Genomic DNA, 17,149 nt, shown 5'->3' on the forward strand with positions numbered 1-17,149 from the left:
CCCTCGCCGAAGGAAATCTTGCGGACGGTGAAGGTCTCGTTCACGCCGCCGCCGTCACGGGCGATGCAGACGCCTTCGAAGGCCTGAACGCGCTCGCGCTCGCCTTCCTTGATCTTCACGTTGACTCGCAGGGTGTCGCCCGGCTGGAAGTCGGGGATCTTGCGGTCGCCCAGGACGCGGGCTTTTTCTTCGGCAGCGAGCTGCTGAACGATATTCATGGTCATTCTCCTCGGGCTTTCGCGCCCTTTAGCTGTGATTTGGCCAGATGCGCGTCCCAGAGGTCCGGTCGGCGATCCCGCGTCGTTAGTTCCCGCTGCGCCTCGCGCCATTGAGCGATCTTCCTGTGATCGCCCGACAGAAGCACCTCGGGTATCTCCAGCCCCTCGAACGTCCGCGGTCGCGTGTACTGCGGATGCTCCAGAAGGCCGTCCTCGAAACTCTCGCTACTGAGACTGTCCGCCTGGCCGAGGACGCCAGGGATCAACCTTATGCACGCCTCGATCGCCACCATGGCCGCCGCCTCGCCGCCGGCGAGCACCGCGTCCCCGACGGAGACCTCCTCGAACCCGCGCGCGTCGAGCACGCGCTGGTCCACCCCCTCGAAACGGCCGCACAGAACGACAACGCCGTCCGCCCTGGCCCATTCCTTCACGCGCGCCTGGGTCAGGGGCCGACCACGGGCGCTCATGTACAAAAGCGGCCGGGATGGGCCTGTCAGGCTGTCGAGAGCCCGGGCCACCACGTCCGCTTTCAGCACGGCTCCGGGACCGCCACCCGCAGGGGTGTCGTCCAGGAAGCCGCGCTTATCTTCGGAAAAGGCGCGAATGTCCAGCGTCTGCAGGTCCCACAGCCCCTTCTCGCGCCACGCCGTGCCGATCAGCGACACGCCGAGCGGCCCGGGAAACGCCTCGGGGAACATGGTCAGGACGGTCGCGGTGAAAGCCATGGCGCGCCTTTACCGCTCCGAACGCTACAAGGCCAGTCAGCCCGGCGCGCCGCCCCCGGTCGCGATCCAGCCGTCGACCTGGTCTTCCAGCACGTCCAGCGGCACCGAGCCGGAACGCAGGACGACGGCGTGGAAATCCTTGATGTCGAAGCGGTCGCCCAGCGCGGCCTTCGCCCGGCGACGCAGTTCGAAGATCTTCAGTTCGCCGATCTTGTAGCTGGTCGCCTGGCCGGGGCTGGTGATGTAGCGCTCGACCTCCTTGCCGATGTCGCGCTCGGACAGCAGGGAGTTGTCGCGGAAATAGGCCATGGCCTGTTCGCGGCTCCAGCGCTTGGCGTGCAGACCGGTGTCGGTCACCAGACGCACCGCGCGCCACAGCTCGGTCGAAAGGCGGCCGAAGTCGGAATAGGGGTCCTGATAGAAGCCCATCTCCTTGCCCAGTTGCTCGGCGTACAGGCCCCAGCCCTCGGCATAGGCGCCGTAACCGCCGAAGCGGCGGAAGCGGGGCAGGCCCTCGATCTCCTGCGCATAGGCGATCTGGAAATGGTGGCCCGGCGCGCCCTCGTGATAGCTGATGCCCTCGATCTGGGGCTTCAGCACCTGGGTCATGTCCGACAGGTTGACGTAATAGATCCCGGGCCGCGAACCGTCGGGCGCGGGCGAGTTGTAGAAGGCGATGGAGGCGGTGGATTCGCGCCACGCCTCGACCGCCCGCACCTCCAGCGCCGCCTTCGGCAGGTCGCTGAACCATTGAGGCGCCACATCCATCACCTGGGCGATGAAGGCGCGGGCGTCGGTCAGATACTGTTCCTTGCCCTCGGCCGTATTCGGATACTGGAAGCGCGGATCGGTCTTCAGGTGGGCGAAGAATTCCTGCAGCGAGCCGGTGAAGCCGACCCTGGCCTTGATCGTCTCCATCTCGGCCTGGATGCGCGCGACCTCGTCCAGACCGATCTGGTGGATCTGGTCGGCGGTCAGGTCGGTCGTGGTCGAGAGTTGCAGGCGGGCGTTGTAATAGGCCTCGCCCTGCGGCAGGCGCCACACGCCCGCATCGCTGTCGGCCATCGGTCGAACCTCGGCCAGGGCCGCCAGCACGGTGTCATAGCCGCGTTTGTACGGTCCGGTCAGCGCCTCACGGCCCGAGGCCAGCAGCCGGTCCCGGGTCGCCTGATCGACGTCCAGCGCGCCGACCTTCTTCTGGAAATCAGCCCACACCGGATTGTCGGCGGCGCTGTCGAACGGCGCGCCCGAGATCACCGCGCGGGTATTGGCCAGGCTGGGTTCAAAGACGAAGCGCGGCGACACCACGCCCCCGGCCGCGCGCGCCTTCAGCGTCGTGGCCACCTGACCCATATAGCGTTCGGCCTCGCCGATCCGCGCCACATAGGCTTCGGCGTCCGCGACGCTGTCGATCCGGTGGTTGTTGATCAGGAAGACCGGCAGCCCGGTGGTCGGATTGCCGTTGGCCGCGAACTGAAAGCCCCAGTCGCGCCAGCGGTTCGACAGGCGGGCCTGCTCGACGCCGTATTCAAACAGACGCCACGACAGGCGGCTCTGTTCGCTCAGCCGCGCGGGGTCGAAGCCGGCCTTCATCCGGGCCAGCTGGTCTTCCTGCAGGGCCAGGGCGCGTTCGGCGGCGGCGTCGGAGACATCATCCAGCTTGTCGTAGTCGGTCTTGATGCCCAGTGACGTCATCGACTGCGGGCTGAGGGCGATCCGCTCCTGGAAGGCCTGATCGAAGAAGGACGCCAGACGCGCGTCCTCGTTCTGGACCTGGGCGGGGGCAGGCTCATTGGCCGGGGGCGTCGCGCCCTGCTGGGCCAGGGCCGGTCCGGCCATCAGGGCCAGGGCGGCGGCGGACGAGATCAGAAGACGACGCATGAGATACCCCCGAAACAAAAATCAGGGGCGCACCATTCCCGCAGCCGGTCCCGGACGCAACCGCCTAGGTCAGATCGACAAGCCGATCAGGAGACCCAGCCGGCCTTGCACTCCTGCACCGTCCAGCCGGCGAAGCCCGAGCGGACACGGCATTCATAGCCCATGCCCGCCAGCGGCCCGTGCATGATCGCGGCCTCGACCATCGCGCCCTGTCCGTCATAGCGCGGCTGCTTGAACTGGACCCAGCGGAGGCGCTCGCCGGTCGCGGGTGGGCGGTTCGGGTCGTGGATGGTCGGGAAGCTGAGGCCATAGCGGGCCCAGTCGCACTGCGGCGCCCAGTTCGAGCCGGCGGCGTCCAGCCACAGCGGCGGCGGCACGTTGTCGGTCGTGTTGAAGCGGAAATGCTCCTTGCCGATGGCGGCGATGACGGCGCAGTCGTCGCCCGAGCCGGCGGCGACGGATCCGCCATCCGGCGCGGCGGGGGTGGCGCAGGCCGTCAGGCCGACGCCGGCGATCAGGGTGGAGACAAGGATGGCGCGCATAGGGGCTCCGTGCGGCGGGTGTCGCCGTTCAACGATCCTGACGCGGGAAAGCTCCACCGCAAGTCGCTTGCGGCGGAGTTGCGATCAGCCCCGTTCGATCAGTCCCTGGCGGCGGCGCGCAGGCCCGTGATCGTGCGGCCCGGCGCGATATTTTCGGCGTCGGTGATCACATGGATCAGCGCGGGGCGGCCCGCCGCCCGCGCGGCGGCCAGCGCCGCCGGGAAATCCCCGGTCCGCTCGACGCGAACGCCGAACGCTCCAAAGGCCTCGGCGTATTTCACGAAGTCGGGATTCTTCAGGTCGGTCGCGATGACCCGGCCCGGATAGTGGCCTTCCTGGTGCATGCGGATGGTGCCGTAGGCGCCGTTGTCGACCACCACCACGATGACGTTGATCCCGTACTGGACCGCCGTGGCGATCTCCTGTCCCGTCATCAGATAGTCGCCGTCGCCCGCGATGCAGACGACCTCGCGGCCCGGTTGGGCGCTCTTGGCGCCGATGGCGGCCGGATAGCCATAGCCCATGGCGCCCGAGGTGGGGGCGAGTTGCGTGCCACGCGCGCGGTGGCGGTGGAAGCGGTGCAGCCAGGCGGCGAAATTGCCCGCCCCGTTGGTCAGGATGGCGTCGGCGGGCAGCGTTTCGCCCAGATGCGCGATCACCTCGCTCATGTTCACCGCGCTCTCGACCGCGATGGGGGTCGAGAAGGCGATGTAGTCGGCGTGGGCGGCGGCGGCCTGATCGGCCCAAGTGCGACCCGGCTCGACCGCCGACAGGGCGATGGCGGCCAACGAATTATCGGCGGCGGCGGACGCCAGCGTCGGCCAGACGCGGCCCAGTTCTTCCGGACCCGGATGAATGTGGATCAAGGTCTGCGCCGTGCGCGCGCGGTCCAGCAGCGTATAGCCCTGGGTCGGATTTTCGCCCAGGCGCGCGCCGATGCACAGGATCAGGTCGGCGTCGCGGACCCTTTGCAGCAGCTTGGGGTTCGAACCCAGCCCCAGGTCGCCGGCATAGTTCGGCGCCAGGTTGTCGATCAGGTCCTTGCGCCGGAACGACAGGGCGACCGGCAGGCCAAGGCGCGCGGACCAGTCGGCGATGGCGGTGGTCGCCGCCTCGGTCCAGCCCGACCCGCCCAGCACCAGCAGCGGCCGCTCGGCGGCGGCCAGACGGGCGCGCACCTGTTCGACGAAGGCCGGGTCCAGCGCCGAACGCGCGGGGGTCACGGCGCGGACGGGGGCCGGGCCGCCGTCGTCGTGCAGGATGTTCTCGGGCAGGGCCACCACGACCGGCCCCATCCGCCCTTGCAGAGCGGTGGCGAAGGCGCGCTCGACGATCTCGACGGTGCGTTCGGGGCTCTCGATCTCGGTAGCCCATTTGGCCAGGCCGCCGAACACCTCGCGGTAATCGACCTCCTGGAAGGCGCCGCGGCCCCGGTCGGTCAGGGCGATCTGGCCGACGAACAGGATCATCGGCGTCGAATCCTGATGCGCCGTGTGCACGCCGATGCTGGCGTGGGTCGCGCCCGGTCCCCGCGTGACCATGCAGACGCCCGGCTTGCCCGTCAGCTTGCCATAGGCCTCGGCCATGTTGGCGGCGCCGGCCTCGTTGCGGCAGGCGATGACCTGAATCCGCTCCTCGACATCGGCCAGGGCGTCGAGCACGGCGAGATAGCTCTCGCCCGGCACGCAGAAGACCCGATCCACCCCGTTCACGACAAGGGTTTCGACCAGGCGGCGGGCGGCGGTTCCGGGGGCTTGCGTCATAAGTTCGCCGTTAGCAGATCAGAGACAGGCTTGACCATGCAACTGTATGGTCAAGCTTGGTGTTCATACACCGTCACAATCGTTTTTCGGGGAAAACTCATGCGCAAGATCGTCGCTTTGACCGTCATCGCCGCCGCCCTGGCCGTTTCGGCCTGCAACACCATCGCCGGGATCGGCCGCGATGTATCCGCCGCCGGCGACGCGGTCACGTCGGGCTCGAACTCGGCGCGTCGCTGAGATCGCGGGCCGCTCCTCACCCGCTTGTGGGGAGGAGCGGCGCCGTCAATACCGGACGCCGGTCAGATACAGGCCGTCCGACGGCGCCACCGGTCCGCAGGCGGTGCGGTCTTTCGCCGCCAGCGCAGCCGCCACGTCCGCCACGCTCCAGCGGCCCAGACCGACCTCCGCCAGGGTGCCGGTCATCGACCGCACCTGCCGATGCAGGAAGCTGCGCGCCTCGAACACCAGATGCACCTCCTCGCCGACGCGCGACACGCGGGCGACGTCCAGCGTCTTTTCCGGGCTGGCCGACTGGCAGTTCACGTCGCGGAAGGTGGTGAAGTCGTGCAGCCCGACCAGCGTCTGTGCCGCCGCGTGCATGGCGTCCGCATCCAGCGGCCGCTTCACATGCCAGACCCGCCCCTGATCCAGCGCCGGACGGCCGGGCCGGTTCAGGATGCGGTACAGATAGGCCCGTCCCGTGGCCGAGAAGCGCGCGTGCCAGTCGCCCTCGACCCGGGCGCAGTCCAGCACCGCCACCGCCTCCTGCACCAGATGGGCGTTCAGGGCGTTCATCACCGTCGCCTCGGGCCAGTCGCGGGCCAGGTCGAAACTGATCACCTGACCGATCGCATGCACGCCCGTGTCGGTGCGTCCGGCGGCGGCCAGCCGGATCGTCTCGCCGCAAAAGGCGGTCAGCGCCGTCTCGACCGCGCCCTGCACCGTCGGCTGGTCACGCTGGGCCTGAAAGCCGTTGTAGGCCGAGCCGTCGTATTCCAGCGTCAGGCGATAACGGGGCATCAGCCCACCACGCTTCCAACGGGGACCGGATAGCCGCGCAGCATCTCTTCGGCCGCCTGCGCCGCCTTGCCGGGGCGCTGGGCGCGGATCAGTTCGACCGCGCCCGTACCACAGGCCACCACCAATCGCGGCCCGCTCTCGAGCACCTGGCCCGGCGCGCCCGCGCCCTCGACCCCCTTCGACATCAGCGCCTTGATCCGCACAGGCTCGTCGCCCGCAATCTCGAACCAGGCGCCGGGGAAGGGCGACAGGCCGCGGATGTGAGCGTCCACGTCCGCCGCCGAGCGGGTCCAGTCGATGTGCGCTTCGGCCGGGGTGATCTTCTTGGCATAGGTGACCTCCCCGACCTGTTCGGTCTCGGTGAAGCCGCCGCGTTCGATGGCGGCCAGGGCCCGGGTCCACAGCGTCGCGCCCGTGGTCGCCATGCGTTCGGACAGGCTGGCGGCCGTGTCGGTCGGCAGAATGTCCATCACCTCGGACAGGATGATCGCCCCCTCGTCCAGCCCCTCGCTCATGCGCATGATCTGGGCGCCGGTCTGGCGGTCGCCGGCCATGATGGCGCGCTGAATCGGGGCGGCCCCGCGCCAGCGCGGCAGCAGCGAGCCATGCAGGTTGAAACAGCCCAGGCGCGGCGCGGCCAGCACCTCTGGCTTCAGGATCTGGCCGTATGCGACGACGCAGGCCGCATCCAGGTCCAGGCTTTTGAACGTCTCGATGGCGTCGGCCGCCTTCATGCTCTCGGGCGTGAAGACGGGCAGGCCCATGGCCTCGGCGAAGGCGTGGACCGGTGACGGCGTCAGCTTCTGCCCTCGGCCCTTGGGGCGCGGCGGCTGCGAATAGACGGCGACGATCTCGTGACCCGAGGCGATCAGCTCGGCCAGCGAGGGCACGGCGAATTCGGGGGTTCCCATGAAGGCTAGGCGCATGGACGACGCGTTTAGGCGGTTACTGCCAGCGGGTATAGACGCCGCCGCCCTCGTCCCACTCGCCGCCGGCGTCCAGCGCGTCGTCGAAATCCAGCAGGCGATCGACCAGCAGGCCCGCGACAAAGCCGATCACGCCCACGGCGACCAGGGCCGCCACCGAGCCGACGCCGACCTTGCCGGCGCGGGTCAGGTGATGTTCGTCGTCACGGAAACGGATGCTCACGCCGCCAACCTCGCGTTCTTCTTGACCTTGGCCACCGCCCGCTCGCGCTTGAGACGGGACAGGTGGTCGATGAACAGCACGCCCTGGAGGTGATCCATCTCGTGCTGGATGCAGACGGCGAACAGGCCCTCGGCCTCTTCCTCAACCGACTGGCCGTCATAGCCGAGGTAGCGAATGCGCACGCGGGCGGGGCGTTGCACGGCGTCGAAATATTCCGGCACCGACAGGCAGCCCTCTTCGTAGCTGAACAGCTCTTCGGACGACCAGACGATCTCGGGATTGACGAAATAGCGCGGGTTGCGACGGGCCCGCTGAAGGTCTTCGCTCTCCTCGGCCTCGGGCTCTTCCGAGGCGCCGTCGACAGCCTTGTCGCCCAGATCCATGACGATGACCCGGCGCGTGTCGCCGATCTGCACCGCGGCCAGGCCGATGCCCGGCGCCGCGTACATAGTCTCCAGCATGTCATCCATCAGACCGCGCAACTCTTCACCGACCCCGCCCTCGACGAGTGTGGAGACGGTCTTGAGCACCGCCAGATCGGCGGGGTTGTCGATGGTCAGGATGCGACGAATAGCCATGCCGGGGAGGTAGGCGCACAGGCCCCTCAGGTCAAGATTTCCCAGTGTCGCACTGGGTCTTAGGGCGCCTGCACACCAAGATGACAGCCCCTAAGCCACGCGTTCCAGCAAGGCGATGAAGAAGCCGTCCAGACCGCCCTTTTCCGGCCAGTGGGCGGGCAGGATGCGCAGCCAGCCTTCGGGTGTCAGGGCCTCAGGCGGGGCGCCCACGGCGACCGGATCGGCGGCCACCGTGCGGAAGGCGGGGTTGCGGCGCAGGAAGGCGATGATCTGGGTTTCCCCCTCCTCGCGCTCCAGCGAGCAAACGCAATAGGCCAGCCGTCCGCCCGGCTTCACCCGTTCGGCGGCGGCGTCCAGCAGGCGGTGCTGCACGTCGGCCAGCTTGGCCACGTCGGCGGGCCGCGTCGCGCGCAGCACTTCCGGGTTGCGGCGGTAGGTGCCGGTGGCGGTGCAGGGCGCGTCCAGAAGCACGGCGTCGAAGGTGCGGGCGTCGTCCCAATCCTCGGCCGGAACCGCGACGACCTCGACCGGCAGGCCGGTGCGCTCGAAATTGCGCTGCAGCCGCTTCAGCCGGGCCTCGGACCGGTCCAGCGCGACGACGTCGGCGCCGGCGGCGGCCAGTTGCAGCGTCTTGCCGCCCGGCGCGGCGCACATGTCCAGCGCAGTCTGACCGGCCTTCACGTCCAGCAGGCGGGCGGGCACGGCGGCCGCCGCGTCCTGAACCCACCAGCCGCTGTCGTCATAGCCGGGCCAGCCGGCCACATCGCCGCGACGGCCGGTGCGCACCGTGCCGCCGGGCAGGACCTCGCCGTCCAACGCCTCGGCCACGGCGGCCGGATCGGCGCCGGGTTTCAGGCTGAGGTCGGTCAGCGGCTCTTCGCGCGTGGCCAGGGCCAGACCTTCCAGCAACGGCTCGCCATAGGCAGCGCGCCAGCGGGCGGCGATCCAGTCCGGCAGGTTGGAGGTGGCGGTGGTCAGGCCGGGGCCGTCGCGACCGATGCCGCGAAGCACGGCGTTGACCAGATTCTTGTACGGTCGGGCCTTGGCATCGCGCTCTGCCAATTTCACGGCCGTCGACACCGCCGCGAAGGCCGGCGTCTCCAGCACCAGGGTCTGGGCCAAGGCGATGCGCAGGATGGTGCGCACGGGCAGGGGCGGCGCCTTTTGCAGACGGCGGTCCAGAATCTGGTCGATCTCGCCCAGCCGGCGCAGGGCGGCCATGGCCACGGCGCGGGCGAAGGCCCGGTCCGGTGCGGGCAGGGCCTGAAGCGCGGGCTGGCTCAACGCCTCGTCCATGCCGCCGCGCTTTTCCAGCGCCGCATTCAGCAGCACGCCGGCGGCCAGCCGGGCCTCGACGCCAATGTCGGCGGCGGCGTCTTCAACCGGCGCGGCGGCCGGGGCGGGGCGAGGGCCGCGCGCCTTTTCGGCCATGCGGCGACCGCGCGCGGCGGACGAGCGCCCGCCCGTCGGCTTTCCAGGACCGGCGCTCACACCGACACCTGTGTGCCCAGCTCGACCACGCGGCCGGGGGGAATGCGGAAGAAGTCGGTGGGGTTGGCGGCGTTACGCATGAGGAAGATGAACAGCTTGTCCTGCCACAAAGGCATGCCCTGACGGGCGGAGGGAACGACCGAGCGACGGCCGAGGAAGAAGCTGGTCGACATGATGTCGAACTTCAGCCCCTGTTTGCGACACAGGCCCAGCGCCTTGGGCACATTGGGCGTCTCCATGAAGCCATAGGTGACGGTCAGTGTCTTGAAGTCGTCGTTGATGGGCGACATCACCACGCGCTGGCTTTCGGCCACGCGCGGCCGGTCGGCGGTGCGCACGGTCAGGATGATGTTCTTCTCGTGCAGCACCTTGTTGTGCTTCAGATTGTGCATCAGCGCCACCGGCGCGACCTCGGGGTCTGACGTCAGGAAGATGGCGGTGCCCGGCGCCCGGTGCGGCGGTCGCGCCTTCAGCATCTCGATCAGGTCGGCCAGCGGCAGGCTGTCCTTGCGCGTCTTGGCGGTCAGTATCTGGGTGCCGCTGACCCAGGTCCACATGATCAGCACCAGTCCCGCGCCCAGCACCAGCGGCATCCACGCCCCGTCCGGAATCTTGAGCAGGTTGGAGGTCAGGAAGGTCAGATCGATCACCGCGAACGGGATCAGCGTGCCCAGCGCCGCCCACAGCGGCCATTTCCACTTCTTCGTCACCACCGACCACGACATCAGGGTGTTGACAAGCATGGTGCCCGTTACGGCCACGCCATAGGCCGCGGTCAGATTGTGCGACGACTGGAAGGTGACCAGCAGCGCCAGCACCCCGACCATCAGCAGGGAATTGACCGCCGGAACATAGATCTGCCCGGCCTGGCTTTCGGAGGTGTTGCGGATGTCGATGCGCGGCAGCAGGCCCAGTTGCACCGCCTGCTGCGTCACCGAGAAGGCGCCGGTGATGACCGCCTGTGACGCCACCACCGTCGCGACCGTGGCCAGGATCAGCATGGGCCAGTAGGCGAACTGCGGCACCATGTTCCAGAACGGGTTCGACGCCGCCCCCGGATTGTCCAGGATCAGGGCTCCCTGGCCCAGATAGTTCAGCGTCAGGCAGGGCAGGACGAAATACAGCCAGCCCTGGCGGATCGGCGCCTTTCCGAAATGGCCCATGTCCGCGTACAGCGCCTCGGCCCCCGTGACGGCCAGGAAGACGCTGCCCAGGATGACGAAGCCCAGGAAGCCGTCATTGATCAGCAGCATGATCCCGTAATGCGGCGACAGGGCCCGCAGGATGCTGATGTCATCAAAGATATGAAACAGCCCCAGCCCGCCCAGGCACAGGAACCAGACAGCCGTGATCGGGCCGAAGAACCGTCCCAGCCGGGCCGTGCCGCGCGACTGGACCATGAACAGGGTGATCAGGATCACCGCTGCGATCGGCAGGATAAAGGCGTCCAGCCGCCCATCCAGCCCCGGCGCGTCCTGCAGGCCCTCAACCGCCGACAGCACCGAAATGGCGGGCGTGATGATGCCGTCGCCATAGAACAGGGCCGCCCCGCAGACGCCCAGCACGAAAATCCAGGCGCTGCGTCGGCCGATCGCGTGCTGCGCCAGGGCCATCAGCGACAGGGTGCCGCCCTCGCCCTTGTTGTCGGCGCGCATCAGGAACAGGACGTATTTGAACGTCACCACCACCATCAGCGCCCAGAAGGCCAGCGACACGACCCCCAGCACAGCCAGATCGCCGCCCACGCCGGTCCGGGCGTGGTCGATGGCTTCGCGCAGGGCATAAAGGGGGCTGGTGCCGATGTCGCCGAAGACGACACCGATGGCGGCGATGATCAGCGGCCAGCGCTTGCCGGGCTGATGGCTGTCGTCGATCGATTGATCCGGCTGAGCCTCCCCCGAAGGGCCGGCGCCGTCGGCGCGGGAAGAATCCCCGACCATCTCGTTCCTCCGGGCGCCGAAGGGAGCCGGGCCCATCCAGAGCGGCGGGCCTTTAGACCCTTTCCGCGCCCGCTTCAATCGTGCCCGTGAGGGTCCGGTTGCATCGGTATCGGCGGCGTTGGGCGACGCAATTTGTGAAACCGGCGCGAGATCACTACATTCAGGCGGTAAAAGCCATGTCAGACAGCCAGCGTTTCCCCGTCGCCGCCCATGCCCTGGCCTATCTGGCCCACAAGGGCGCCTATGCGCCTGCCCAGGCCGCGCCCAGCGCCCTGCTGGCGGCCTCGGTTCCGACCAACCCCGTCGTCATCCGCCGCGTCACGGCCTTGCTGGCCAAGGCCGGCCTGATCGGCACGCGCCCCGGCGCCGCCGGCGGGGCCTGGCTGCTGCGTCGGCCCGAGGACATTCGCATGGACGAGGTGCTCAAGGCCGTGAACGGCTGCGCACACCTGGGTTCGACCCCGGCGGGCGCCAAGGGGTGTCCGGTCGGCGAACATATTCCGCGACAGGTCGCCAAGGCCCTGACCGCCGCCAATCAGGCCGCCGCCGACCGCCTGTCCAAGGTGACGATCGCCGACCTGTTGGCCGAAAATGCGGACTCGCTGGTCGACGTGCCTGCCTCGCCCTGCGCCGCCTGAGCCTGACGCGTGAGCCGACCTGACGGCCGACGTCCTCTTGTTCTGATCACCGGCGCCTCGGCCGGCATCGGCGCCGCACTGGGGGAAGTCTTCGCCGCGAACGGCTGGGACCTGATCCTGACCGCGCGGCGCGAGCCCGCTCTGCGCGCCCTGGCCGAGCGCCTGATGGCGACCCATGGCGTCGCCGCTCACGTCATCCCCGCGGACCTGTCCGACCCCGCCGCGTCGCGCCGTCTGGTCGAGGCCCTCACGGCGCGCGGCCTGATCGTCGACGGACTGGTCAACAACGCCGGGTTCAGCCGCACGGCGGGCTTCCTCGACACGCCGCCGGACGATCAGGCCGCCATGCTGCAGGTCATGCTGGCCGCTCCGGTCGAACTCAGCCGCCTGTTGGCGCCCGGCATGGTCCAGCGCGGCTTCGGCCGTATCCTGAACGTCGCCTCGTTGGCCGGTCAGATGCCCGCGACGGGGGGCGACACCCTGTATGGACCGATCAAGAGCTTCCTGATCAAGGCGTCGCAGGGCCTGCATCTGGAACTGCGCGACCGGGGCGTCCACGTCACCAGTCTGAACCCCGGCTACACCCTGACCGAGTTCCACGACGCCAACGGCACGCGGGCCGAGGTCTCGGCCGCCTATCCAGCCTGGATGTGGATGGACGCCGCCCGCGTCGCGCGCGAGGGCTATGCCGCGCTGGAGGCCAACCGGCCCAGCGTCACGCCGGGCCGCCGCAACCGCCTGCTGGCCGCCCTGGCCAAGCACCTGCCCGACCGCATCGCCCTGAACATGGTCGGCGGTCACGCCAAGCGGCTGAAGCGGATCTGAGCCGCTTGCTCCTCTCCACCTGGGGAGGAACCGTCGCGATCAGTGCCCACCCGCCGGATAGGGCGTGGTCACGCCCGAGCTGATGATCCCGGGCAGGGCCTCGCCCAGGCCCATCAGGATGAACTGGATCGCCAGGGCGCACAGGATCAGGCCCAGCACCCGCACCACGATGGCCAGACCGACGTCGCCCAGCACGCGGCTGATCGGGCCGGTCAGGGCGAAGCTGATGAAGGACACGACGCAGGCGGCGGCGATGGCGGCCAGCGAGGCGGCGGTGCCCGCCGCGCCCAGCTTTTCCGCCTCGCCCGCCTGGATGATGATGGCCGAGATGGCGCCCGGCCCGATCATCAGCGGAATGGCGAAGGGCACGACCAGCCGCTGGAACCGCCGTTTGGCGTAACCACGCACATCCTTCAGGTCGGTGGCCGCGTCCTTGTCGGCGAAGGTGGCGATGAAATCCTCGCGCGCCATGTCCAGACCCAGCAGCAGCAGCAGCACGCCGCCGGCGATGCGGAACGCCGCCAGCGAGATGCCGAAGAACTGCAGCAGCCCCAGGCCGGTGAAGAAGAAGAAGCCCAGGAAAACCGCTGCGAACAGGCAGATCAGGCCCGACACCGAGATGCGCTGGCGCAAGGACGCGCCGGCAGTGGCGGCGGCGAAGATCGGGATATTGCCGATGGGATCCAGCAACGCGAACAGCGTCACGAACAGGTTGACCCCCAGATCGACCGCGTCCATTGATTCCCCTCGCCCAGAAAGCCTTGTTCGCGCTGCCGCCGCCTACCTATCGGCCGGGCCGCGCGCGCCTGCAACCCGCCATAGCCCAAAGGCGTCCGAATGTCCGTCGAGCTGACCAATCGCCCCGCTGACCCGCGCGTCATCTGCGCCCTGGACGTGCCGACGGGCGATCAGGCGCGGGCGCTGGTCGACCGGCTGGGCGACAGCGTGGTCTTCTACAAGATCGGCCTGCAACTGTTCGCGACCGGGGGCATGGGCCTGGCGCGCGAGTTGAAGGCCCAGGGTAAACAGGTGTTCCTGGACTGGAAGCTGCACGACATCGGCGCGACGGTGGAAAAGGCAGCGGCGGCGCTTGCCGGGTCCGGCTGCGACCTGCTGACCGTCCATGCGCGGCCCCAGGTCATGGCGGCGGCGATGCGCGGCGTGGCGGGGTCGGGGCTGAAGGTGCTGGGCGTCACTGTCCTGACCAGCCTGACCGACGCCGACCTGCGCGCCGACGATCACGGGCTGAACGCCGCTGACCTGGTTGAGCACCGGGTGCGTCAGGCGCTGGACGTCGGCTTGCACGGCGTGGTCGCCAGCCCGGTCGAGGCGAAGCGGGTGCGCGAACTGGCCAGCGCTGCAGGACGCGACGACTTCCTGATCGTCACGCCCGGCGTGCGTCCGGCGGGCGCGGCCATGGACGATCAGGCCCGCGCGGCGACCCCGCAGCAGGCCCTGTCGGACGGGGCGACCCATCTGGTCATCGGCCGCCCGATCACCGCCGTGGCGGATCCGCGCGCGGCGGCGGGCGCCATCGCGGCCTCCATCGCCCTGATCTAGACCTCAGCGGTCGTACAGATAGATGTCACGGCAGTCGCAGTCCGGGCGATAGTCCGCATACGGACGGTCATCGCCATAGCGGCGACTGGTCGGCGGCCGGTCATCATTATAGCCCCAGCGGTCGCGGTAGCCGGACCGCCGCTCGTCATGCCGGACGCTGTATCCATACCGCCCGCCCCGATCCTGACGCCGCCAGTCATAGGGATAGGCGCCGCCATAGGCCGGATGGCCGCCATAGGCATAGGGCTGAACCGGCGCATAGGGCTGGCCGACGCCGGAATAGCCATAGGAATAACCCGTCACATGGCTCCAGTTTCCGGCGCCATACGGCTGGCCCCAGGCCGGCGCGCCCCAGGCCTCGACCGGCGGCGGAGGCGGGGCGTAGCGATAGCTCTGGGCCGAGGCGACCCCGGCGATCCCGGACAGCAGCAAGGATACCGCCGCGCCAGTCGCGAGTGCGCGGGGGGAAAGGCGGTGACGGGTCATCGGCGGCGTCCTTTGGGGTCAAGCGGCAAAGGTTAACGCGGATGAAAGAACTTCGTTCGGAATTCGCCTGTCAGGCGTGACGGCGGGTCAGAAATCGACCGCCAGCCCCTTCTTCTCCCAGTCGCCATACCGGGTCGGTTCGGGGCCGCGCGGGCCGCCATGCTCGGGCGACAGGACGGCCGCGTCCTCGGCGGCGCGACGTTCGGCCGCTTCCAGCAGGGCGCGGCGCGCGATGTCGCTGATCGGCCGCTCCGGCGTGGCGTGGGGCGTTTCGGCGTTGAAGCCGGGCGTGTCTTCAGGCGGGGTGGGCTGTTCGGTCACAGGGGCCTTGCCTTGAGGGCGGGGATACGCGGTCTCAAATAGGCGTTCAGGCGAGCGGCGCCATGTTTTTCGCGATAGATCGACCCGAATGAACCACCTGAAGACCTTTGTCCTGCTGGCCGCCCTGACCGCCCTGTTCATGGGGATCGGCTACCTGATCGGCGGGACCACGGGCATGCTGATCGCCCTGGTCTTCGCCGGGGGGATGAATCTGTTCAGCTACTGGAACGCGGACAAGATCGTCCTGAAGATGTACCGCGCCCAGCCGGTGGACGAGAGCCATCCCAACGCCGTGGTGCGCAACTATGTCGCCGACGTGGTCCAGATGGCCGAGGGGGCGGGCCTGCCTCGGCCGAAGATCGCCATCATCCCCAACGACCAGCCCAACGCCTTCGCCACCGGCCGCAACCCGGCGAACGCCGCCGTCTGCGCCACCACCGGCCTGCTGGACATGCTGACGCGGGACGAGGTGCGCGGCGTGATGGCGCACGAACTGGCCCATGTGAAGAACCGCGACACCCTGACCATGACGGTGACGGCCACGGTGGCAGGCGCCATCTCGGCCCTGGCCAATTTCGCCCTCTTCTTCGGCGGCAACGACCGCGAGCGGCCGGGCGGCATGATCGGGACGCTGGCGCTGATGATCCTGGCCCCGATGGCGGCGGGCCTGGTGCAGATGGCCATCAGCCGCGCCCGCGAATACGAGGCGGACCGCGTCGGCGCCGAGATCGCCGGCGATCCCCAGGCCCTGGCCGACGCCCTGCAGAAGATCGAGGCCTATTCCAAGCGGATCGTGAACGTCACGGCCGAGCGCAATCCGGCCTCGGGCCAGCTGTTCATCATCAATCCGCTGGCGGGGCGCGGCGCCGATAACCTGTTCTCGACCCACCCGGCGACCTGCAATCGCGTCCGCGCCCTGATGGAGCTGGGGACGAAGATGGGGATGCGTCCGCGCGCGTCCGTGGCCGATGTGGCGCCCGCGCGCGTCACGACCGGCGTGCCCACCACGCCCCAGCCGCGTGGCCCTTGGGGCTGAGCAAGGGGGCTGATCCCTAGTCCAGCTTGCGGGCTTCCTCGGCCAGCATGATCGGCACGCCGTCGCGGATCGGATAGGCCAGCTTGGCCCCGGCCGAGACCAGCTCATTGGCCTTGCGGTCATAGGTCAGGCGTCCGCGCGTGACGGGGCAGACCAGCATTTCCAGCAGGCGGGGGTCGACCGAGACGGGAGTGTTGAAGACGTCGCTCATTATGGGTGGCCCTACCGCGCTTCGCGCTACTTGAGGGCCGTCTGGAGCCCTGTTTCAGATCGCTGTTTAGTCCCCGGATCGTCCCGGCGCCACCGGTCCGCCACTACTGCAGTCCCGGCCCGTCCTCGTCGCCCGGGTCGGCCGCGTCTATCCGCATCAGGGCGGTCAGGGCGGCAGCGCGATCCAGCAGGGTCCGCGCCTGCAGCAGGGCCTGTTTCTCGGCCACTTCGAACGGCAGGGCCATCGACAGGCTGTTGATCAGGGCCTCGGGCGGAGCGCTGTCGGCGGTATCCCAGTCTACTTCCAGCCCGCGCGCATCCAGATAGGCGCGCAACGCCTCACGGAACCCCTGGCGATCGAAATCCTCGGCCGGATCGGGGGCGTTCAGGTCATGCTCGAACGAACGGAAGTCGGCCCGCACCTGGCGATAGGGCGTCTGTACCGGCAGTTCCGAGCCGACCGCGAACCGACAGACGCCGGTCAGGGTGATCAGATAGCGTCCGTCAGAGGTCTCGGCGAAACTGGTGATCCGACCCAGGCAACCGACCGCCGCCAGACCGGGCAGTTGCGGCGGCCCGCCCATGGGCTGGATCATGCCGATGGTTCGATCTCCCGCCATGGCGTCATCGATCATGTTCAGATAGCGCGGCTCGAAGATGTTCAGTGGCAGCTGGCCGCGCGGCAGCAGGATCGTCCCGCCCAACGGAAACACCGGCAGGACCTGGGACAGTTCGCTGGTTCGCACATAGCCCTGGGCCATTC

General features: G+C 68.9%; 21 protein-coding genes. 5 read left to right on the top strand and 16 right to left on the bottom strand.

All coding sequences use genetic code 11. From position 1 onward, the window contains the following. From EON91_RS05255 to EON91_RS05275, 5 genes are all read right to left on the bottom strand, one after another. On the bottom strand, window positions 1-218 hold a 218-nt coding region (locus EON91_RS05255), incomplete at its 3' end, for a 50S ribosomal protein L19 (protein WP_292092181.1). A 2-nt stretch (window positions 219-220) separates the two neighbouring features. Next, window positions 221-946: a tRNA (guanosine(37)-N1)-methyltransferase TrmD gene (trmD, locus tag EON91_RS05260; protein ID WP_292092184.1), complete on the bottom strand. Its 726-nt coding sequence runs from the start codon at window positions 944-946 to the stop codon at window positions 221-223. A gap of 36 nt (window positions 947-982) precedes the next feature. After that, on the bottom strand, window positions 983-2,827 hold the full coding sequence (locus EON91_RS05265; RefSeq protein ID WP_292092185.1) for a DUF885 family protein: 1,845 nt from the start codon (window positions 2,825-2,827) through the stop codon (window positions 983-985). An 86-nt stretch (window positions 2,828-2,913) separates the two neighbouring features. Beyond that, window positions 2,914-3,369, bottom strand: coding sequence for a hypothetical protein (locus EON91_RS05270; protein WP_292092187.1), 456 nt, complete (start codon window positions 3,367-3,369; stop codon window positions 2,914-2,916). Window positions 3,370-3,467: 98 nt separating this feature from the next. Then, on the bottom strand, window positions 3,468-5,132 hold the full coding sequence (locus EON91_RS05275) for a thiamine pyrophosphate-binding protein (RefSeq protein WP_292092188.1): 1,665 nt from the start codon (window positions 5,130-5,132) through the stop codon (window positions 3,468-3,470). 99 nt (window positions 5,133-5,231) lie between these two features. Between EON91_RS05275 and EON91_RS05280 the strand changes: the two genes are divergently transcribed. Further along, complete coding sequence (locus tag EON91_RS05280) at window positions 5,232-5,369, top strand: entericidin A/B family lipoprotein (protein ID WP_292092190.1); 138 nt, start codon at window positions 5,232-5,234, stop codon at window positions 5,367-5,369. A 45-nt stretch (window positions 5,370-5,414) separates the two neighbouring features. Here the strand turns inward: EON91_RS05280 and truA are convergent, their stop codons facing one another. The 6 genes from truA to EON91_RS05310 all read right to left on the bottom strand — a co-directional run bounded on the left by truA (window position 5,415) and on the right by EON91_RS05310 (window position 11,310). Continuing rightward, the gene (gene truA / locus EON91_RS05285; protein ID WP_292092192.1) at window positions 5,415-6,152 is read right to left on the bottom strand and encodes a tRNA pseudouridine(38-40) synthase TruA; all 738 of its coding nucleotides are present in this window, start codon (window positions 6,150-6,152) and stop codon (window positions 5,415-5,417) included. Continuing rightward, window positions 6,152-7,078: a methionyl-tRNA formyltransferase gene (gene fmt / locus EON91_RS05290; protein ID WP_292092193.1), complete on the bottom strand. Its 927-nt coding sequence runs from the start codon at window positions 7,076-7,078 to the stop codon at window positions 6,152-6,154. The genes truA and fmt overlap by 1 nt, the downstream gene beginning before the upstream one ends. Before the next feature lie 19 nt (window positions 7,079-7,097). Continuing rightward, complete coding sequence (locus EON91_RS05295) at window positions 7,098-7,301, bottom strand: hypothetical protein (RefSeq protein WP_292092196.1); 204 nt, start codon at window positions 7,299-7,301, stop codon at window positions 7,098-7,100. Next, window positions 7,298-7,879 carry a peptide deformylase gene (def, locus tag EON91_RS05300; RefSeq protein ID WP_292092198.1) on the bottom strand — a complete coding sequence of 194 codons (582 nt, stop codon included), beginning with the start codon at window positions 7,877-7,879 and terminating at the stop codon, window positions 7,298-7,300. The genes EON91_RS05295 and def overlap by 4 nt, the downstream gene beginning before the upstream one ends. 90 nt (window positions 7,880-7,969) lie before the next feature. Then, window positions 7,970-9,310 (bottom strand): RsmB/NOP family class I SAM-dependent RNA methyltransferase, encoded by a 1,341-nt coding sequence (locus EON91_RS05305; protein WP_292092287.1) that lies wholly within the window; start codon window positions 9,308-9,310, stop codon window positions 7,970-7,972. A 56-nt stretch (window positions 9,311-9,366) separates the two neighbouring features. Continuing rightward, window positions 9,367-11,310: a potassium transporter Kup gene (locus tag EON91_RS05310; RefSeq protein WP_292092199.1), complete on the bottom strand. Its 1,944-nt coding sequence runs from the start codon at window positions 11,308-11,310 to the stop codon at window positions 9,367-9,369. A gap of 176 nt (window positions 11,311-11,486) precedes the next feature. Here EON91_RS05310 and EON91_RS05315 point away from each other — a divergent pair, with 176 nt between their 5' ends. Together EON91_RS05315 and EON91_RS05320 are read left to right on the top strand one after the other, a co-directional pair. Further along, window positions 11,487-11,948 (top strand): Rrf2 family transcriptional regulator, encoded by a 462-nt coding sequence (locus tag EON91_RS05315; RefSeq protein ID WP_292092201.1) that lies wholly within the window; start codon window positions 11,487-11,489, stop codon window positions 11,946-11,948. 9 nt (window positions 11,949-11,957) lie between these two features. After that, window positions 11,958-12,773 carry an SDR family oxidoreductase gene (locus tag EON91_RS05320; RefSeq protein ID WP_292092204.1) on the top strand — a complete coding sequence of 272 codons (816 nt, stop codon included), beginning with the start codon at window positions 11,958-11,960 and terminating at the stop codon, window positions 12,771-12,773. A 39-nt stretch (window positions 12,774-12,812) separates the two neighbouring features. Here EON91_RS05320 and EON91_RS05325 read toward each other — a convergent pair whose 3' ends face one another. After that, the gene (locus tag EON91_RS05325) at window positions 12,813-13,511 is read right to left on the bottom strand and encodes a MarC family protein (protein ID WP_292092206.1); all 699 of its coding nucleotides are present in this window, start codon (window positions 13,509-13,511) and stop codon (window positions 12,813-12,815) included. A gap of 99 nt (window positions 13,512-13,610) precedes the next feature. On the opposite strand from EON91_RS05325, the gene pyrF reads away from it, so the two are divergent. Then, complete coding sequence (gene pyrF, locus EON91_RS05330; protein WP_292092208.1) at window positions 13,611-14,333, top strand: orotidine-5'-phosphate decarboxylase; 723 nt, start codon at window positions 13,611-13,613, stop codon at window positions 14,331-14,333. 3 nt (window positions 14,334-14,336) lie between these two features. Here the strand turns inward: pyrF and EON91_RS05335 are convergent, their stop codons facing one another. Together EON91_RS05335 and EON91_RS05340 are read right to left on the bottom strand one after the other, a co-directional pair. Continuing rightward, window positions 14,337-14,765 carry a hypothetical protein gene (locus EON91_RS05335; protein WP_292092210.1) on the bottom strand — a complete coding sequence of 143 codons (429 nt, stop codon included), beginning with the start codon at window positions 14,763-14,765 and terminating at the stop codon, window positions 14,337-14,339. A 141-nt stretch (window positions 14,766-14,906) separates the two neighbouring features. After that, window positions 14,907-15,140 carry a DUF1674 domain-containing protein gene (locus EON91_RS05340; protein WP_292092212.1) on the bottom strand — a complete coding sequence of 78 codons (234 nt, stop codon included), beginning with the start codon at window positions 15,138-15,140 and terminating at the stop codon, window positions 14,907-14,909. A gap of 88 nt (window positions 15,141-15,228) precedes the next feature. Here EON91_RS05340 and htpX point away from each other — a divergent pair, with 88 nt between their 5' ends. Continuing rightward, complete coding sequence (htpX, locus tag EON91_RS05345; protein WP_292092214.1) at window positions 15,229-16,176, top strand: zinc metalloprotease HtpX; 948 nt, start codon at window positions 15,229-15,231, stop codon at window positions 16,174-16,176. A gap of 16 nt (window positions 16,177-16,192) precedes the next feature. On the opposite strand, the gene EON91_RS05350 is transcribed toward htpX, so the two are convergent. Continuing rightward, a complete protein-coding gene (locus EON91_RS05350; protein WP_292092216.1) occupies window positions 16,193-16,387 on the bottom strand; it encodes a Trm112 family protein in 195 nt (64 codons plus the stop codon). 103 nt (window positions 16,388-16,490) lie between these two features. Then, window positions 16,491-17,147 carry an LON peptidase substrate-binding domain-containing protein gene (locus tag EON91_RS05355; protein ID WP_292092219.1) on the bottom strand — a complete coding sequence of 219 codons (657 nt, stop codon included), beginning with the start codon at window positions 17,145-17,147 and terminating at the stop codon, window positions 16,491-16,493. Window positions 17,148-17,149 lie beyond the last annotated feature (2 nt).

The organism is Brevundimonas sp. (genome assembly GCF_004210735.1).
Classification (GTDB): Bacteria; Pseudomonadota; Alphaproteobacteria; order Caulobacterales; family Caulobacteraceae; genus Brevundimonas.

Coding starts and splice junctions, on each gene's coding strand:
- EON91_RS05315 (WP_292092201.1), top strand. CDS start 11,487: ATGTCAGACAGCCAGCGTTTCCCCGTCGCCGCCCATGCCCTGGCCTAT.
- def (WP_292092198.1), bottom strand. CDS start 7,879: ATGGCTATTCGTCGCATCCTGACCATCGACAACCCCGCCGATCTGGCG.
- htpX (WP_292092214.1), top strand. CDS start 15,229: ATGAACCACCTGAAGACCTTTGTCCTGCTGGCCGCCCTGACCGCCCTG.
- trmD (WP_292092184.1), bottom strand. CDS start 946: ATGGCTTTCACCGCGACCGTCCTGACCATGTTCCCCGAGGCGTTTCCC.
- pyrF (WP_292092208.1), top strand. CDS start 13,611: ATGTCCGTCGAGCTGACCAATCGCCCCGCTGACCCGCGCGTCATCTGC.
- EON91_RS05270 (WP_292092187.1), bottom strand. CDS start 3,369: ATGCGCGCCATCCTTGTCTCCACCCTGATCGCCGGCGTCGGCCTGACG.
- EON91_RS05325 (WP_292092206.1), bottom strand. CDS start 13,511: ATGGACGCGGTCGATCTGGGGGTCAACCTGTTCGTGACGCTGTTCGCG.
- fmt (WP_292092193.1), bottom strand. CDS start 7,078: ATGCGCCTAGCCTTCATGGGAACCCCCGAATTCGCCGTGCCCTCGCTG.
- EON91_RS05280 (WP_292092190.1), top strand. CDS start 5,232: ATGCGCAAGATCGTCGCTTTGACCGTCATCGCCGCCGCCCTGGCCGTT.
- EON91_RS05310 (WP_292092199.1), bottom strand. CDS start 11,310: ATGGTCGGGGATTCTTCCCGCGCCGACGGCGCCGGCCCTTCGGGGGAG.
- EON91_RS05355 (WP_292092219.1), bottom strand. CDS start 17,147: ATGGCCCAGGGCTATGTGCGAACCAGCGAACTGTCCCAGGTCCTGCCG.
- EON91_RS05350 (WP_292092216.1), bottom strand. CDS start 16,387: ATGAGCGACGTCTTCAACACTCCCGTCTCGGTCGACCCCCGCCTGCTG.
- truA (WP_292092192.1), bottom strand. CDS start 6,152: ATGCCCCGTTATCGCCTGACGCTGGAATACGACGGCTCGGCCTACAAC.
- EON91_RS05275 (WP_292092188.1), bottom strand. CDS start 5,132: ATGACGCAAGCCCCCGGAACCGCCGCCCGCCGCCTGGTCGAAACCCTT.
- EON91_RS05265 (WP_292092185.1), bottom strand. CDS start 2,827: ATGCGTCGTCTTCTGATCTCGTCCGCCGCCGCCCTGGCCCTGATGGCC.
- EON91_RS05305 (WP_292092287.1), bottom strand. CDS start 9,310: ATGGCCGAAAAGGCGCGCGGCCCTCGCCCCGCCCCGGCCGCCGCGCCG.